Here is a 17,411-nt window from a genome sequence, read left to right as displayed (position 1 = left end):
TGCCGTTGCTCTCCTGCGTAAGCTTGCCCTTTCGGGGGCAGCAGCTATTGCTCTGGGGGGCGCCGCCGCCGCGCAGGTTCCTGCGGAGACCGGGGATTCTGCGGTATTGCGGGGGTTGGATAAGGTCAACGGACACCATACGGACATCGAAGTCCAGATTGGTGGCAGCGCCGAGATCTATGGGCTAATCGTTACTCTGACGGAGTGCCGCTATCCAGCTGCGAACCCAACGGGCGATGCCTATGCCTATCTCACCATTCGCGACCCGCTAAATGGGGAAGTGTTTTTTGACGGTTGGATGATTGCCTCCAGCCCGGCCCTGTCAGCGCTGGATCACGCGCGCTATGATGTCTGGGTCATCCGCTGCAAGAGCAGTGTCGGCGAGGGCAGCTGAGGCGCTTCAAAATCGGCCTCGTGCTCCAGGGCGAGTTGCAACCGGGCCTTATAAGCCGCACGGCTGATCTCTATCGCCCCAAGCGAGGCCAGATGCGGGGTTAGGAATTGCGTGTCACAGAGCTGAAACCCTGATTGGCGCAGGCGGTCCATCAGGTAGGCAAGGGCAATCTTTGAGGTGTCGCGTTGGCGCGAGAACATGCTTTCGCCGAAAAACCCCCCTCCCAAGGATACACCATAAACACCGCCCACCAGCCTGTCCTGGTCCCAGACTTCCAGCGAATGCGCATGGCCCATGGCATGGAGATCTTGGTAACGCGCAAAGATCTCCGCATTGATCCAGGTTTCTGTGCGATCCGCGCAGGCCATCACCACATCGCTAAAGGCGCGGTTCACTGAAACCGCATAGTCTGCGCGCCGAATGGTCTTGGCCAGCGAGCGCGAGATATGGAAGCCATCAAGAGGGAAGATGCCGCGATGTTTGGGGTCGACCCAGAAAACCTCCTCATCTTCGCGGTGCTCGGCCATCGGGAAAACACCGATGGAATAGGCATGTAGCAAAAGATCCGGAGTGAGGCTCATTGATTTGCCTGACCATCAAAGAAAGAAGGGACGGAGCCACAGGGGCACATAAATCGCTAAATGAAAAAGGGGCGTTCCGTTACAGAACGCCCCGATACAGGTGGGGGCTTATCCCCCGAGGTTTTCTTCAAGCCAGCGTTCCAGCCAATGAATGCCATAGTCGCCAGACTGCACGTCTGGCTCTGCCAGCAGGGCGTGAAACAGCGGTACGGTAGTGTCGATCCCATCGGCGATCAGCTCACCCAGGGCTCGGCTCAGACGCGCCAGGGCTTCGGGGCGATCACGGCCATGCACAATCAGCTTGCCAATCAGGCTGTCGTAATAGGGCGGGATCGAATAGCCATCATAAAGCGCCGAATCCATCCGCACGCCCAGACCACCAGGGGCATGGTAAGCGGTAATCTTACCGGGGCAGGGAGAGAAGTTCGGCAGCTTTTCAGCATTGATCCGAACTTCAATGGAATGCCCATTGATGACCAGATCATCCTGGGTGAACGACAGCGGCATGCCAGCGGCAACGCGGATCTGTTCACGCACCAGATCAACACCAAAGATGGCCTCAGTGACGGGATGTTCCACCTGCAGTCGGGTGTTCATCTCGATGAAGTAGAACTCGCCATCTTCATAAAGGAATTCAACGGTGCCAGCCCCGGAATAGGACATGGCGCCAACGGCATCAGCACAGATTTTGCCAATACGGGCACGCTCTTCAGGGGTGATGCAGGGGCCGGGAGCCTCCTCAAAAACCTTCTGGTGGCGGCGCTGCAGCGAACAATCGCGTTCGGCCAGATGCACGCCGTTGCCCTTGCCATCGCCAAAGACCTGAACTTCGATATGACGCGGTTTCTGGAGGTATTTCTCCATATAGACTTCGTCATTGCCAAAGGCAGCCTTGGCTTCCGAACGTGCAGTGGAAAAGGCCACATCGATGTCAGCCGCTGAGGTGGCCACCTTCATGCCGCGCCCGCCACCACCGGCGGTTGCCTTGATAATCACCGGGTAGCCCATGTCGGCAGCGGCCTTGCGGGCGCTTTCCACATCGGGCACGCCGCCTTCAGAACCGGGAACAACCGGGATACCCAGTTTCTGGGCCGTGTCCTTGGCGGTGATCTTGTCCCCCATAGTGCGGATATCTGCGGCGGAAGGTCCAATAAAGGTCAGACCGTGATCTTCAATGATCTGAACAAAATTGGCGTTTTCCGACAAAAAGCCATAGCCAGGGTGCACGGCTTGAGCGCCGGTGATCTCGCAGGCCGAGATAATGGCCGGAATAGACAGGTAGCTCTGCGCGCCTGAGGGCGGGCCGATACAGACGGATTCGTCGGCCATACGCACATGCATCGCATCGGCATCAGCAGTGGAATGCACAGCAACCGACTTGATACCCATCTCGCGGCAGGCCCGGATCACGCGCAGCGCAATCTCTCCGCGGTTGGCAATCAGGATCTTGTCAAACATGGGCTGCCCTTACTCGATGATGGCCAGCGGAGATCCGAATTCGACGGCAGCGCCATCTTCAACCAGGATGCGCTTGACGGTGCCGGATTTTGGCGCCGGGATGTGGTTCATGGTTTTCATCGCTTCCACGATCAATAGGGTGTCGCCCTCGTTGACCTGTTTTCCAACGCTTATAAAGGCCGGGGCACCAGGCTCTGCTTGCAGATAAACGGTCCCCACCATAGGCGAAGTAACCGCGCCGGGGTGGTTGGCGGGGTCCTCAGCGGTTGCGGCTTCGGGCGCAGAAGCCGGGGCTGCGGCAGCTGGTGCTGCGGCAACGGGGGCGGCAACTTGTACCGGAGCGGCAGCAGCCACAACAGCCTGACGCGAGACGCGCACATTCAGGCTGTCATCTTCGCTATAGTCGCGTTTGACCTCAAGTTCGGTCAGGTCATTGTCCCGCAGCAATTCGGCCAATGCCTTGATGAATGCCACATCTGCTTCGTGCGTTTTATTTGTCATTGTGTCCTCAGCCGGTTCCGACAGGTCTGCCACTGGTCTGCCCCCGGGGCAGCCATGAAATTAGAAGCGCTTATAGGGCAAGCTTTACCACAAGGAAAGCGCTGTCGATTCTGGTCACAAAATGGGCAGGCTTGGCGGGATTCGCAATCTCTGAGCCAAAAATATCGTCGAAATTTGCCTATCAGAGCGGCATGCCGCTGAGTTTGGCCACCAGTTCTGGCAGTTTGCGGGCGTTGAATTTTTGCAAAAGATGGGCGCGATGGGTCTCGATTGTGCGATAAGACAGATCCAGCTTTAGCCCGATTTCCTTGGCTGAGAGCCCTTTGCAGGTGAGGATTGCTACTTCACGCTCACGTGGGGTGAGGCTCACGACGGGGCGATCCTCTGAGATATCGGCAAAAGACCAGATGCCGGTACGAAAGGGGTCCTGCGGGCTGATGGATCGTCCCCGCACCCGGCACCAGAACAATTCGCCGGACAGACGGCGCATGATGCGTTCGTCATTATAGAGCCCAGATTTGGCGCCTTCGTCCTGTCGCAGCAACTGGCCGATACGCTGGTAGTCCTCCTGGCTGGGGTAAAGCTTGGCAATCAGGACATCAATGTGATCCTCCGCAGCACCGCCAAAAGTGGCCGCAAATTGCAGATTACACCGCTTGATGACACGGTTTTCCAAAACGGCGAGGCCCACAGGGGCATGGTCAAAGGCTATATCGCTCATGGGCTCTATTAACCGGGTATTTTTGCGGAATTGAAGCAAAAGCTGCACCATGGAAGGTTGTTTTTGGCAGGCTCTTTGTCGCAAGGCTCCGGGGCGGGAGTATGAAGGCCTAGGATAATTGGGGAGATGAGGCGATGAATATCGCACAATGGCTGTACCGGCAGGCGCAGAGAGATGGGTGTCGGCCGGCTCTCTATCTTGGGCGGGATCTGGTGGCGGATTATCGCGTCTTTCATCAACAGGCGGCGGCGCTGGCGGGCTGGTTGCAGGCACAGGGGGTGGAGCCGGGAGACAGGGTTGCCCTGTTTATGAAGAACTGCCCGGAGTATCTGATCACACTCTATGGTATCTGGTATGCCGGCGCTGCGGCAGTGCCGATCAATGCCAAATTGCATGGCCGCGAGGCCCGGTTCATTTTACAAGATGCGGGCGCGGGCCTGGTCTTTGTCAGTCCAGGCCTGGATGACGCCCTAGTAGCGGCTGAGGTTGCTACCCTTGTGGTGTCAATCGCAGAACCGGCCTTTGACGCGGCCATGGCCTGCGCCCCGGTTGAGGCACCTATGCCGCGCGATGCAGAGGATCTGGCCTGGCTATTTTATACCTCCGGCACCACTGGGCAGCCAAAGGGGGTGCAGATCACCCACCGGATGCTGATGGCGGTCTCGCTGTGCTATTTTTCGGATGTGGATGTGGCCACAGGTGCGGATCAGATCCTTTATGCAGCCCCCATGAGCCATGGCGCTGGTCTCTATAACATGCTGCATGTTCTGGTGGGAGCGGCACATGTCTGCCCTGTATCCGGCGGATTTGATGAGATGGAGATCCTTGATCTGGCGGCGCATTTTGGCCGGGTACAAATGTTTGCGGCCCCTACCATGGTCACGCGCATGACGGCGGTGGCCAAGGCGCAGGGGCGCTCTGGCGCGGGGCTGCGCAGTGTGATCTATGCTGGCGGGCCGATGTACCTGGCCGATATCATCGAGGCCGAAGCGTATTTTGGTCCGATTTTTATCCAGATCTATGGCCAGGGGGAATGTCCCATGGGCATCACGGCCCTGCGACGCTCAGAGGTGAGCGACCGGGTGCATCCTGGCTGGAAATCGCGCCTCTGCGGTGTGGGCCGGGCGCAAAGCGGGGTTGAGCTACGTATTGGGGATAGCGCAGGCAATCCCCAATACGTAGGGGAAATGGGCGAGATCATGGTGCGTGGCGATGCGGTGATGCCCGGCTATTGGAACAACCCAGAAGCCTCCGCAGAAACCCTCAAGGGGGGCTGGCTGATGACGGGCGATATGGGGGTTTTGGACGCCGCAGGCTATCTGACCCTGCAGGACCGCTCCAAAGATCTGATAATTTCAGGAGGATCCAACATTTACCCCCGCGAGGTGGAAGAGGTGCTGCTGATGCATCCCGAGGTGCGGGAGGTCTCTGTTGTAGGGCGCCCTCATGGCGATTGGGGCGAAGAGGTGGTGGCCTTTGTGGTTGGGCAAGTCCCAGAGGTTGAGCTCGACGGGCTCTGTCGGGACCATATTGCCCGCTTCAAATGCCCCAAGGCCTATGTCTTTGTTCAGGAACTGCCCAAGAACAACTATGGCAAGGTTCTGAAGACCGAGCTGCGGGCGCGATTTCAGGGCTGATCGGGTAGGTCAGGGGAGACACGTTGCCCCATGAGCGTGTCAATGAGAAGGCTCATCAGTTCTGCGCGGTTACTACTCCCTGATTTGCGATAGATCGCGTTAAGCTGGGCCTTCACCGTGCCCTCGGCACTGCCCCGCATCTGTGCGATTTCACCGGTGCTGAGGCCCTTGACCAGAAAGGTGGCGACGTCTTGTTCGGCTGGGGTCAGTTTCCAAGAGGAAAATTCCGCATCGATCACCTCTTCAATGGCGCCCTGTGCGTTGCGCAGGCTGGTCTCAAGATGTGCTTTACGGCGCAACAGCCACATCAGGATACGCCCTTCGATCACGATGGCTGCGATCAACCCGAAGGTGGCGATGGCTTCGAGATAGGCATGTTGTCCCTCTGTTTCCTGGGGGTCGGGAAACATCAGGTCAGCCACAATATCGCCGAAGAAAATCGCGGCGCAGATCGACTGCACCACGATGAGGGCGACCAGAACTGTTGGGTGTGCCGGATCGGATCTTCTGTTGGTCAAGGTGAGGACTCCGTTTCGCCTGTCGCCACCTCCTTGTAACCGGTGATCATCGCGCGCGCCAGTTTGACCTGGGTACGGCGGCTTTCGAAAATCACAGCTGCCACATGCAGCACCACCGATAATTCGGCCCATGTGACCAGCGCCTCGTGTAGGTCTTCGGGCCATTCGGTGCCCCAGAACATATCCGTTGTCATCAGATATCCGCTCAACCCGATGCCTGTCAGTGTGATCAACAGATTGTAGATCATCAGCGCTCCGAGGGGAGAATGCCCCTTATGTTTTTGTGTGCGGCCCGTCGCAATTTCGGTGAGGTGCCCCACAGCCCCCGATATGCTGGGGGGAAAGCTGGAAAACCGCGCATAGCGGCTGCCAACTATTCCCCAGATCAGGCGTAAGCCGATGAGGCCCAGCACAGCATATCCCAAGAGCTCATGCAGCCGGGCCTCTGGATCGGTTATCAGGGCGTTGACGGCGAAGAGGATCACGAGCGACCAATGAAACAGCCGCACAAGCGGATCCCAGACATAGTAACTTTGCATAGCAGTCAATCTCATACTTGAGGGCAGGGGCAGGGCGGTCAGGGCCGCACCCGCCTGATTGCCGGTCCGTGGGATCAGTCTTCTTCGATGCGGATAATTTCCATCTTATCGTTCATGTAGATCTCCAATTTTTGGCCATCCTTAAGGGCATAGGCCTCGTATTCCCCGTCTTCCTTCTCGACCTTGCGGACCTCGTAACCCTGTTCAGTCAGCGTGGCGCGGATCTTGGCTTCGACGTCTGGGCTGGGCTTGTCGCTGGAAGCGAGGGCGGCGACAGGGATCAGGGTGGCAAGAGCGAGGATCTGTACGGAACGTTTCAGCATTGGGTGTCTCCTTAGTTTCACTGGCCACACGAATGCGGGCCTTGTCTGCATATCGGGGAGACCCTTGGAAAAGGGGAATAGGCTCTGAGGCTTAAATCTGGCCAGAGACAGGCGTATATAACCGGGGTTTAGGGGAAACAGGGGAGGGGGCCGTTCAAAAAAGAAGCCGGTTCCAGAAGAGGAACCGGCTAACAGGGTTTCACACGAACCCGAGGCTAGAAGGATGAGCTGTAGGGGGTCAGATCGCCAGATATTCAGCGCGCAGTTCGGCGTTTTCCAGAACCTCAGCCGCAGAGCCATCAAAGACGATGCCGCCGGTGTCGAGGATGACGGCGCGATCAGCCAGTTCCAGCGCCCTTACCGCATTCTGTTCCACCAAAATGGTGGTCATGCCCTGTTCTTTGACGTGCATGAGTGTCTTTTCGATCTCATCCACAATCACCGGCGCCAGGCCTTCATAGGGTTCGTCCAGCAACAGCACCTTGATGTCACGCGCCAGGGCGCGGGCGATGGCCAGCATTTGTTGCTCACCGCCTGACAGGGTTACACCCTCCTGCTTGCGGCGTTCCCCCAGGCGGGGGAAGAGGTCATACAGACGGTCGATCGACCAGCCGATGGGCGGGGCGATCTGCGCCAGCTGCAGGTTTTCCTCGACTGTGAGGCCCGCAATGATGCGGCGATCTTCGGGCACCAGCCCCAAGCCAGCGGCGGCCGCCTCATGGCTTTCCATCAGGTGCAGCGGTTGGTGATCCAGCCAGATCTCCCCTTGGGTCACCATTGGCGATCCAGTGCGGGCGATGGAACGCAGGGTCGAGGTCTTGCCGGCACCGTTGCGGCCCAGCAGGGCGAGGATTTCGCCCTCGTGGACGTTAAAGTTGATGCCCTGCACGATATAGCTTTCGCCGTAATAGGCATGCATGTCCCAGACCGACAGAAAAGCCGGCGCGGTGGTCGCCTGGTTGGCGTTCTTGGAAAAGTCGGGTTTGACGTTCATCTGTCTTGTCCTTTCTTACTCTGACCCATCCAGGCCTGAGGCTGCTGCCTGACTGGATGGGCCGGGAGTGTCCGTTTTTACGCCGACTCGCCGAGATAGGCTTCGCGCACTTTGGGATTGCCTCGGATGTTCTGCGGATCATCCTCGACCAGGGGGGTGCCCTGGGCCAGAACAGTAATCCGATCCGCTAGCGAGAACACCACATGCATGTCGTGCTCGATAATGGCGATGGTGATATCGCGCTGATCCTTGATCTCTTTCAGCAGATCAATGGTGTTGTTGGTATCCGCCCGCGCCATCCCGGCGGTGGGTTCATCCAACAAGAGCAGACGCGGTTCCTGGGATAGGCACATGCCGATCTCAAGACGGCGTTTATCCCCGCGTGACAGTGATGCAGAGTGCATATGGCGCTTGTCTGCCATATTCATCTCAACCAGCATGGCCTCGGCTTTCTCGATCACGTCTGTTTCGCTGGGAACCGAGGTGATCGCGTTCAAGGAGAACGCGCCATCACGTTTGGCAAAACAGGGGATCAGCATGTTTTCCATCACCGTGAGATCGCCAAAGATTTCAGGTGTTTGGAACACGCGGCTGATGCCCATCTGGTTGATCTCATAGGGTTTGCGCCCCAGCACCGACTGCCCGTCAAACATTACCGATCCAGTATCCGGGATCAGTTTGCCCACCAGGCAGTTCAGCAGGGTGGATTTGCCCGCGCCATTGGGTCCGATAATGGCGTGGACAGTGTTTTCCTTAACGCTGAGATTCACATCTCCCAGCGCTTGCAGGCCACCAAAGCGTTTGCCTACGTTTTTGACTTCAAGAATACCCATCAATCCGTCTCCTTATTCCGCAGGGGTTTTAGTGGCAGAGGCGGAGTCGTCTTTGTTTTTACGACCCTTCACCCATTTGGCGATGCGCTGACCACCCTCGACCAGACCGCCAGGCAGGAAGACCACAACCAGCATGAACAGGATGCCCAGGGTCAGGTGCCAGCCCTTGCCGATAAAGGGGTGGATGATGAAGACCACAAAGTCCTCAAGCCCATCTGGCATAAAGCTGAACCAGCCATGCAGGACGTTGTCGTTGATCTTGGAGAAGATGTTCTCGAAGTATTTGATGAAGCCTGCGCCCAGTACCGGACCAATCAGGGTGCCCGCGCCGCCCAGGATCGTCATCAGAACGACCTCACCCGAAGCGGTCCACTGCATACGCTCAGCGCCTGCAAGAGGATCCATCGAGGCCATTAGACCACCGGCCAGACCCGCATACATGCCAGAGATCACAAAGGCCGCCAATGTGTAGGGCTTGGTGTTGAGGCCGGTATAGTTCATCCGCTGCTGGTTGGACTTAACAGCTCTCAGCATCATGCCAAAGGGAGAGCGGAAGATGCGGATCGACAGATAGAAAGCTGCCAACAGGATCAAGGCACAAAGGTAGTAGCCGGCGTTGAACTGGAAGGCCCAAGGCCCCACAACCATCTCGAAGGTTGAGCGCATTTCCATGCCAAAGAGGTTGGTCACCGGGATCGAGCCATCAGCGGTGGCGGACACGCCCAAGACGCGGGGGTCTTCCAGTGTCAGCTGCAGGCCGGTTTCACCATTGGTGATGGGCGTCAGCACCGAATAGGCCAGGTTAAAGGACATCTGGGCAAAGGCCAGCGTCAGGATCGAGAAGTAGATGCCCGAGCGTCTGAGAGAGACAAAGCCAATAAGCAGCGCAAACAGACCGGAGATCACCACCGAAAGCATAATGGCCGGCACCACGTTCATGCTCAGCAGTTTGAACATCCAAACCGCAGAGTAGGAACCGACACCCAGGAAGGCCGCATGGCCAAAGGAGAGATAGCCGGTGAGGCCAAAGAGAATATTGAAACCGATGGCAAAGATGCCAAAGATCACAAAGCGTTGCATCAGATCCGGGTAGCCCGCGTTGAACTGCGCCATGGCGCTGTCAGTGGGGAATGGATTGAGAATGAAGGGAGCGCAAAGCGTCAGTACTGCGACGACCAAGAGCATCCGAGTGTCTTTATTATCTAGTCCGAACATGTGTTATTCCTCCATCACGCCTTTGCGGCCCATCAGACCCCGCGGACGGGTGAGCAGAATAATGATCGCGACAACGTAGATGATGATTTGGTCGATACCGGGAAGGATAGATTTGATCTCGTTCATCGAGGCAAAGCTCTCAAGAATACCCAGCATGAAGCCGGCAAGCACAGCGCCGGGCAGGGAGCCCATGCCGCCCACAACCACAACCACAAAGCTCAGCACCAGGAAGTCCATGCCCATGTGGTAATTGGGGGAGTTGATCGGAGTATACATCACCCCGGCCAGGCCCGCGACGGCTGCAGCGATGCCAAACATAATGGTAAAGCGGCGGTCGATATTGATGCCGAGCAATCCGACGGTCTCACGATCTGCCATGCCTGCCCGCACAACCATCCCAAAGGTGGTGAACTGCAGGAAGGAGAAAATGCCGCCGATGATGATGACCGAGAAGAAGAAGTAGACAATGCGCCAGACCGGATAGACGATATCCATCCCAAACAGCGCCCCGACATTGGCCACACCGCTCAGCGCTTCGGGCGAGGGGGTCTGGATCGGGTTGGCGCCGTAGAAATACTTGATCACCTCCTGCAACACGATGGCCAGGCCAAAGGTCACCAGGATCTGATCCGCATGTTCGCGCTTGTAAAAGTGTTTGATCAACCCGCGTTCCATCACAAAGCCAACGGTGATCATGATCGGAATGGCAAAGAGGATCGCGAGGGGCACCGCCCAGTCTATTATGGCCCCGCCCATTTCCGGGCCGAACCAACTCTCCACATAGGGTGTCTTTACTTTCAGCGGGTTGCCTAGGAAATCCTTTTGGGTTTCGTCGATGACCACATAGCTGAGGCTCAGCATGCGCTGCAGGGTAACGGCACAAAATGCACCGATCATGAACAGAGCACCATGTGCAAAGTTCACCACGCCCAGCGTGCCAAAAATGAGTGTCAGGCCTAGCGCGATCAGCGCATAGGCAGAGCCTTTGTCCAGCCCGTTTAAAATTTGCAATAGGATTGCGTCCATAGTCCCCACCCTTGGGTTCTTCGATGTGGAAGTGGTGGATTCTGACCCTGCGAGGCCTCATGCCCCGTCTTAACGGCACGCTCCCACGGCCTAAGCCGCGCCAGGAGAAACCGCGATGTCAGAATGAAGATAAAGTGCCGGGCGCTAACGAAAGCGCCCGGCTAAGATGACCTGACTTAGGCGCCCGAGTTACAGCTGCCCAGTGCACCACCCGCAAACATTGGGTGATCCGCAGGGTAGGTAACCTGTGCAGCAGGTGTGACTTCAACAACTTCCAGAAGGTCAAACTCGGACGTGGGGTTTTCTTTACCACGAACGACAAGAACATCTTTGAAGCACTGGTGATCTTCGCCACGGTACAGTGTTTTACCGTTGCCCAGACCGTCGAACTCATAATCTTCCAGAGCTTCGACCACCGCACATGGGTTGAAGGACCCGGCGCGCTGAACCGCATCTGCATAAAGCAGTGTCTGGCAGTAAACGGTATGTGCCGCCTGGCTGGGTGGGAAGCCGTACTTGGTACCAAAGGAGCGCACAAAGGCCTGGCTGCCTTCGTCCTGCAGGGACCAGTGCCAGTTGGTGGAACCGTGGATACCTTTAACGTTGGCACCCGCACCTTTCGCCATCAGACGCGAATAGAGCGGAACAACGATTTCGAAGTTCTTGCCATTCACGACCTTCTCACGCAGGCCAAACTGAACCGCGTTGGTCAGCGAGTTCACCATGTTACCGCCGTAGTGGTTCAGAACCAGCACGTCCGCGCCGGAGTTCAAAACCGGGGCAATGTAGGAAGAGAAGTCAGTGGCAGCCAGTGGCGTGCGCACTTTTTCAACGGTGTTCCAGCCCAGAGCTTCGGTGGCAGCTGCGATGGATTCTTCCTGCGTCCAACCCCAGGTGTAGTCGGCGGTCAGGTGGTAGGCGTTACGATCGGTGCCATAGAGGTTCTTAAGCACTGGCGCCAGCGCGGCACCGGACATGTAACCGTTAAAGAAGTGACGGAAGCCATTGGCTTTCTTGTCTTTACCGGTGGTGTCGTTGGAGTGCGTTAGGCCTGCCATGAAGATGACGCCAGCTTCCTGGCACAGACCCTGAACAGCGATAGCCACACCAGAGGACGAGCCACCAGTGATCATGACCGCGCCGTCTTTTTCGATCATCGACTTGGCCGAAGCACGGGCCGCGTCAGACTTTGTCTGGGTATCGCCGGTGACGAACTTGACCTCTTTGCCCAGGATGCCGTTGCCCTGCAACTCTTTGGACGAGAAGGTGTTCATCATGCCGCCGTCGCCGCCACCGTTCAGGTGCTCAACTGCCAGCTGATAGGCGCGCAGTTCGTCGGCGCCCTCATCGGCGTAGGGGCCAGTCTGCGGAACGTTGAAACCCAGAGTGACCGAGCTGCCAGTTGGGTCATTGGTGAACGCGGCTGCAGAAGACGCGGTAAAAATTGTTGGAAGCGCAAGGCCAGTGCCTGCGAGAGCGCCTGATTTCAGGACCCCGCGACGCGAGAATGCTGACTTGGACATAAATTCCTCCCTTATGTGTAAAACGCTGAGCAGCTCCTCACTTCTGCCCAGGCGTCCGCACGTTTTGTGCAAAATCAGTATGGGAGGCAGTTGTAAAATTGCGCAATAAAACCCTTGAAATGATCATCTATTCTGTGAACAAATGCACAGTATTCATCGGTATTCTGTAAACTTTCTTATGTTGCAGTGCAGAAAGCCGTTGAAAAGGTGAGGTTTTGACAGGGAGGCAACTCATGGCGCGCGACACGCTGACAGGCAGCCGTATTCGGGAACGCCGTTTGATCCTGGGTATCAGACAGGCAGAGCTGGCGCGCAAGGCCGGAATCTCTGCCTCATACCTCAATTTGATTGAACACAATCGCCGCAGAATCGGTGGCAAACTCCTGGTGGCCCTGGCGCAGGTCCTGGGTGTGGAGCCCTCCATGCTGACCGAGGGTGCTGAGGCGGCGCTGATCGCATCCCTACGCGAGGCAGCCGCTGATGCAGGCCCTCAGGTTGCAGAGTTGGATCGGACGGATGAATTTGCAGGGCGGTTTCCGGGCTGGGCGGAGGTTTTGGCCAGCAATCACCAGCGCATTTCGCGGCTGGAGCAGACAGTTGAAACGCTGTCGGACCGTTTGACCCATGATCCCCATCTGGCGGCCTCGCTGCATGAGGTGCTGTCGACGGCGGCAGCGATCCGCTCCACCGCGTCTATTCTGGCGGAAACCGGAGAGCTGGAGCAGGAATGGCGCGACCGTTTTCACAATAACCTGAATGAGGATTCGCGACGCTTGGCTGAAAGCAGCCGGGCGCTGGTGAATTTTCTCGACGAAAGCGATAGCAGCGCCGAGCGCCGTGGCGTGCCTCAGGAAGAGGCCGAGGAGTTCTTTTTATTTCATGGCTATCATTTTCCTGACCTGGAGCAGGAGAAGTGTACCCCTGAGGAATTGATTGCGGCGGCACCTCAGCTGGTGAGCGACTCGGCCCGGATGATCGCGCGCAGCGCCTTGGAACAGTACCAGAGCGATGCGCGGCAAATGCCGTTTAAGGAGGTGGCGCAGATCATTCAGTCCGAGGGCATGGATCCGACAGCCCTGGCGCTGCGGTTTAATGTCACCCTGCCTGTGGTGCTGCGCCGACTGGGCGTTTTGCCGGTGGATGTGCTGGGTCAGGAGGCGGGGCTGGTTGTCTGTGATGCTTCCGGGTCTATCTTGTTTCGCAAACCGGTGGGGGGATTTGCGTTGCCGCGTTTTGGTGCCTCTTGCCCGCTTTGGCCTGTCTATACAGCCTTGCAACGTCCTGACGTACCGCTGCGCCGCACTGTGGTCCAGCAGGGGCGCAGTACTTTTGGGTTTGAATGCCTGGCTGTGGCCTGGAACCATGTGCCCAGCTCCTTTGATCGCGACCCGCTGTATCACGCCGTGATGCTGATCCTGCCACAGAGTGAGGTGCCCCCAGGGGCGCAGCCGGTGGGGAGCAGCTGCCGGATCTGCCCGCGCAGGACCTGCGAAGCGCGCCGCGAACCCTCGATCTTGAAGGAAGAGTTTTGACAGTCAAGGGTCGGCAGGGCTAGTCTAAGCGGGGATGAGGACGTGGCCTTGGGGCAGTTTGCCTAAAACAGCCACGCTGGGAGGAATATCTGCCAATGAGCAGACATGTCGTTTTGATTGAAGATGAGCCCAATATCGCAGAGGCCATCCGGTTTTTGTTGACTAGGGACGATTGGTCCGTGGATGTGCATGGCAATGGTGGCGATGCGGTTGAAGTGATTCAAGCCGCCAGACCAGATCTGGTTATTCTGGATCTCATGCTGCCAGGTAAAAGTGGCCTTGAAGTGATCCAGGAGCTTCGTCTGGTGGAGGGAATGCAATCCCTGCCAGTTCTGATGCTCACCGCGCGGGGACAGTTAAAAGACCGTGAAATGGCGGAAAAGGCTGGCGTGACCCGGTTTATGACCAAACCCTTTTCTAATTCTGAAGTGCTCACTGCTGTGCGCGATCTTCATGCGCAGGCCTATCAGGTGGCCCCGACGGCGGCGAGCCAGAGCGCGGCCTCGTGAGCGGGGTTTTCTGTCCGGCGGACCTGTTGTAATGCGCGCCGATGGGGCCGGGCGCCAGGATGAGCCAAACAGTCCCTTTGTGGAGCGGCGTACCTATCGGCGCCGTCGTTTGATGGATATCGCCCGCTTGCTGCCAATTTTGGGCGCTTTGTTGTTTACCGTGCCTTTGATGTGGCCGAATCCTGATCCATATCCTGCCCCTGGCAATCAGGCCGGCATGGCGACCTCGGCGGCGATTACCTATATTTTTGTAGTCTGGGGGGGGCTGATTGCGCTGAGCTTTGCTTTCGGCGTGGCAGTGCGGCTTTGGGCTGGGCACTGGACCGAGGGTGGCCCTCAGGACGAACGTAGCTGATGGCTTCGCTGAATGTCTTGGCGCTGGTGTGTCTGGGTTATGTGGCCTTGTTGTTTCTGGTCGCCTTTCTGGCCGACCGTCGCGCTGCGCGCGGGCAGAGCGCGACCTGGATGCGCTCGCCGCTGATCTATACGCTGTCTTTGTCAATCTATTGTACCGCCTGGACCTTCTACGGTGCGGTCGGCTATGCGGCGCGCTCTGGTCTTGAGTTTCTGACCATCTACCTGGGGCCAACCCTGGTGATGATTGGCTGGTGGTGGGGGCTGCGTAAGCTGGTACGGGTTGGGCGCAGCCAGCGGGTGACGTCCATCGCGGACCTTTTGTCGGCGCGTTACGGAAAATCCAATGCGCTGGCCATTGGGGTCACGGTGTTGGCTGTTATTGGGATAACCCCATATATTTCACTACAATTACAATCTATTACCCTGTCTTTTGCAATCTTTGCTGAGGCTGACCCTCTGCGCAGCTATCACGAGACCACCACGGTGTTCTGGGTGACGGCAGGGCTGGCCATCTTTGCCATCCTGTTTGGCACCCGTAATCTCAACGCAAATGAGCGCCATCACGGCGTGGTGACGGCAGTCGCCCTGGAAGCCGTGGTCAAACTCGTGGCCTTGCTCGCGGTTGGTGTCTTTGTGGTCTGGGGGCTGTCGGATGGTGTCACAGAAACGCTGGCGCGGATTGATGCCTCGCGGATCGGCGATTGGCGGGTTGATGGCGGGCGTTGGGCCACCATCACCTTCCTATCGGCGGCGGCCTTTGTCTGCCTGCCCCGGATGTTTCAGGTCATGGTGGTGGAAAACGAAGACGAGCGTCATCTCCGGGTCGCGGCCTGGGCCTTTCCGCTCTATCTGCTGCTGATCTCGATGTTTGTGGTGCCGATCGCCGCCATTGGGCTGGAGCTGTTGCCTGTCGGCTCCAACCCGGACCTGTTTGTTTTGACCGTGCCGCTGTCGCAGGGACAGCAAGGTCTGGCCATGTTGTCTTTCTTGGGCGGGTTTTCTTCGGCCACATCCATGGTGATCGTTGCGGCCATGGCGCTGTCGACCATGGTCTCAAACCACATGGTGATGCCGATCTGGCTGCATATGCAGGGCGGTGAGGGCGCCTCGGTCTCGGGGGATGTACGCAATGTGGTTCTTTATGCGCGCCGAATTTCCATCGCGGTCATTCTGGGGCTGGGGTATTTCTATTATAAACTCTCTGGTGGGGGGGCGGCTCTGGCGGCTGTGGGGCTGATCTCCTTTGCCGGAATTTCTCAGATGTTGCCAGCCCTTGTCGGCGGTTTGTTCTGGCGTGGCGCCACCCGGACGGGGGCGCTGAGCGGGCTCTCTGTGGGCTTTGCCATTTGGGTCTATACAATGTTGCTGCCAGCCCTGGGCGGTGGACTACTCCCAGATCACGTGTTGGCCGAAGGCCTGTTTGGTCTGTCCTGGCTACGCCCACAGGCGCTGTTTGGCATCGAAGGGCTGGATTCAACCGTGCATGCGGTGCTTTGGTCCATGAGCCTCAATGCGGTGGTGTTTTGCCTGGTCTCCCTGATGACCTTCCCCAGCCCGATCGAGCGTCTCCAGGGGGCGCAATTTGTGAATGTGTTTGAACATTCCTCTGGCCCACGGGGGTGGACCGGATCTGTCGCCCAAAGCGAAGATTTGATGGTGATGTCGCAAAGGATCTTGGGGGCCAGTGAGGCTCAGGCTTTCTTCCAGCGCGAATTGGCGCGCCAGGGGGGGCGGGGCACTCTGCCAGAGCCAACACCGGCCTTCCTGGAAAGGTTGGAACGGGAACTTGGGGCCTCTATTGGCGCGGCGGCGGCGCATGCAATGATTGGACAGATTGTTGGCGGGTCTTCGGTTTCCGTGCAGGATTTGCTGGCGGTGGCGGATGAAACTGCGCAGATGCTGGAGTATTCCAACCAGTTAGAAGAACAGTCCGCGGAGCTTTCGCGCACAGCGCGGCAATTGCGGGTTTCAAATGAGAAGCTGACGCAAATTTCTCAGCAAAAAGATGCTTTCCTCAGCCAGGTGAGCCACGAGTTGCGCACTCCGATGACGTCCATTCGGGCCTTTTCCGAGATCCTACGCGATGACAGTGATATGCCTCTGGTTGAGAAAAGGCGCTATGCGACGATCATACACGATGAAGCCCTGCGCTTGACCCGGCTGCTGAATGACCTGCTGGATTTGAGCGTTCTAGAAAGTGGTCAGGTGAGTTTGAACATGTCCGCAGGCACCCTTAACGAGGTGCTGGACCATGCGGTTTCCACTGCTTTGGCGGGATCTGACCACCCTATCCAGGTGCACAGGGACCCAAAATCTGAGGATATCAGGATCTCTTCAGATTTGGATCGGCTGGCACAGGTCTTTATCAATCTTATCGCCAATGCGCAGAAGTATTGCGACGCTGACGCGGCAGAATTAACCATTCAGGTGAGGCGCAGCCTAGGTGAGATCTGGGTCGATTTTATCGATAATGGCAGCGGTGTTCCTGCGGACCACCAGCAGTTGATTTTCGAGAAATTTTCGCGTGTTAGCCCAGAGCGCGCAGGGGGTGCCGGGCTTGGGCTGGCGATCTGCCGCGAGATTATGCAGCGCCTAAATGGTGATATTTCCTATCTGTCTGGGCAGAAGGGCGGCAGTTTCAGAATTTCGCTGCCAATTGAGCGGAAAATCTCACTTGAGACTGGGTTATAAAGATCTTGGTAACGAACGGTCGTTAAGACAATTCCAAAGGGAGCGCAAAACGTGCAGGT

Annotated in this window: 18 protein-coding genes; 6 read left to right on the top strand and 12 right to left on the bottom strand. The window is 57.5% G+C overall.

The annotated features are described in order from the left end of the window. Positions 1–46: 46 nt before the first annotated feature. Positions 47–394, top strand: a complete 348-nt coding sequence (locus MED193_RS05440) for a DUF2155 domain-containing protein (RefSeq protein WP_254655489.1) — start codon at positions 47–49, stop codon at positions 392–394. Here the strand turns inward: MED193_RS05440 and aat are convergent. From aat to MED193_RS05420, 4 genes are all read right to left on the bottom strand, one after another. After that, positions 343–975, bottom strand: a complete 633-nt coding sequence (gene aat / locus MED193_RS05435; RefSeq protein WP_009808655.1) for a leucyl/phenylalanyl-tRNA--protein transferase — start codon at positions 973–975, stop codon at positions 343–345. The two genes, MED193_RS05440 and aat, sit on opposite strands and share 52 nt — an antisense overlap. Before the next feature lie 108 nt (positions 976–1,083). Then, positions 1,084–2,433, bottom strand: a complete 1,350-nt coding sequence (accC, locus tag MED193_RS05430) for an acetyl-CoA carboxylase biotin carboxylase subunit (RefSeq protein ID WP_009808654.1) — start codon at positions 2,431–2,433, stop codon at positions 1,084–1,086. 9 nt (positions 2,434–2,442) lie between these two features. Continuing rightward, positions 2,443–2,934, bottom strand: a complete 492-nt coding sequence (gene accB / locus MED193_RS05425) for an acetyl-CoA carboxylase biotin carboxyl carrier protein (protein ID WP_039966679.1) — start codon at positions 2,932–2,934, stop codon at positions 2,443–2,445. Between the two features lie 181 nt (positions 2,935–3,115). Beyond that, entirely contained in the window at positions 3,116–3,655 is a 540-nt protein-coding gene (locus MED193_RS05420; protein WP_039966677.1) for a LuxR C-terminal-related transcriptional regulator, read from the bottom strand. 134 nt (positions 3,656–3,789) lie between these two features. Between MED193_RS05420 and MED193_RS05415 the strand changes: the two genes are divergently transcribed. Continuing rightward, complete coding sequence (locus tag MED193_RS05415) at positions 3,790–5,292, top strand: class I adenylate-forming enzyme family protein (RefSeq protein WP_009808651.1); 1,503 nt, start codon at positions 3,790–3,792, stop codon at positions 5,290–5,292. Here the strand turns inward: MED193_RS05415 and MED193_RS05410 are convergent. The 8 genes from MED193_RS05410 to MED193_RS05375 all read right to left on the bottom strand — a co-directional run bounded on the left by MED193_RS05410 (position 5,283) and on the right by MED193_RS05375 (position 12,263). Continuing rightward, entirely contained in the window at positions 5,283–5,810 is a 528-nt protein-coding gene (locus MED193_RS05410; RefSeq protein WP_009808650.1) for a helix-turn-helix transcriptional regulator, read from the bottom strand. The genes MED193_RS05415 and MED193_RS05410 overlap by 10 nt on opposite strands. After that, entirely contained in the window at positions 5,807–6,349 is a 543-nt protein-coding gene (locus tag MED193_RS05405; RefSeq protein ID WP_009808649.1) for a cytochrome b/b6 domain-containing protein, read from the bottom strand. The genes MED193_RS05410 and MED193_RS05405 overlap by 4 nt, the downstream gene beginning before the upstream one ends. A 74-nt stretch (positions 6,350–6,423) precedes the next feature. Further along, positions 6,424–6,672 carry a PepSY domain-containing protein gene (locus MED193_RS05400; RefSeq protein WP_009808648.1) on the bottom strand — a complete coding sequence of 83 codons (249 nt, stop codon included), beginning with the start codon at positions 6,670–6,672 and terminating at the stop codon, positions 6,424–6,426. A gap of 238 nt (positions 6,673–6,910) precedes the next feature. Further along, on the bottom strand, positions 6,911–7,666 hold the full coding sequence (locus MED193_RS05395) for an ABC transporter ATP-binding protein (protein WP_009808647.1): 756 nt from the start codon (positions 7,664–7,666) through the stop codon (positions 6,911–6,913). 77 nt (positions 7,667–7,743) lie between these two features. Beyond that, positions 7,744–8,499 carry an ABC transporter ATP-binding protein gene (locus tag MED193_RS05390; RefSeq protein ID WP_009808646.1) on the bottom strand — a complete coding sequence of 252 codons (756 nt, stop codon included), beginning with the start codon at positions 8,497–8,499 and terminating at the stop codon, positions 7,744–7,746. A gap of 12 nt (positions 8,500–8,511) precedes the next feature. After that, positions 8,512–9,714, bottom strand: a complete 1,203-nt coding sequence (locus MED193_RS05385; protein ID WP_039965927.1) for a branched-chain amino acid ABC transporter permease — start codon at positions 9,712–9,714, stop codon at positions 8,512–8,514. Positions 9,715–9,717: 3 nt separating this feature from the next. Then, on the bottom strand, positions 9,718–10,740 hold the full coding sequence (locus MED193_RS05380) for a branched-chain amino acid ABC transporter permease (RefSeq protein ID WP_009808644.1): 1,023 nt from the start codon (positions 10,738–10,740) through the stop codon (positions 9,718–9,720). Between the two features lie 176 nt (positions 10,741–10,916). After that, the gene (locus MED193_RS05375; protein WP_009808643.1) at positions 10,917–12,263 is read right to left on the bottom strand and encodes a substrate-binding protein; all 1,347 of its coding nucleotides are present in this window, start codon (positions 12,261–12,263) and stop codon (positions 10,917–10,919) included. A gap of 233 nt (positions 12,264–12,496) precedes the next feature. Here MED193_RS05375 and MED193_RS05370 point away from each other — a divergent pair, with 233 nt between their 5' ends. From MED193_RS05370 to MED193_RS05355, 4 genes are all read left to right on the top strand, one after another. After that, a complete protein-coding gene (locus MED193_RS05370; RefSeq protein WP_009808642.1) occupies positions 12,497–13,795 on the top strand; it encodes a helix-turn-helix domain-containing protein in 1,299 nt (432 codons plus the stop codon). A gap of 95 nt (positions 13,796–13,890) precedes the next feature. Further along, on the top strand, positions 13,891–14,304 hold the full coding sequence (locus MED193_RS05365; RefSeq protein WP_009808641.1) for a response regulator transcription factor: 414 nt from the start codon (positions 13,891–13,893) through the stop codon (positions 14,302–14,304). A gap of 31 nt (positions 14,305–14,335) precedes the next feature. Then, on the top strand, positions 14,336–14,659 hold the full coding sequence (locus MED193_RS05360) for a hypothetical protein (RefSeq protein ID WP_009808640.1): 324 nt from the start codon (positions 14,336–14,338) through the stop codon (positions 14,657–14,659). Then, a complete protein-coding gene (locus MED193_RS05355) occupies positions 14,659–17,352 on the top strand; it encodes a sensor histidine kinase (RefSeq protein ID WP_009808639.1) in 2,694 nt (897 codons plus the stop codon). Before MED193_RS05360 ends, MED193_RS05355 begins: the two co-directional genes overlap by 1 nt. The last annotated feature ends 59 nt before the right edge of the window (positions 17,353–17,411 follow it).

Source organism: Roseobacter sp. MED193 (genome assembly GCF_000152965.1).
In the GTDB taxonomy this organism is placed as follows: Bacteria; Pseudomonadota; Alphaproteobacteria; order Rhodobacterales; family Rhodobacteraceae; genus Pseudophaeobacter.
This window is presented reverse-complemented; position numbering and strand designations above follow the sequence as displayed.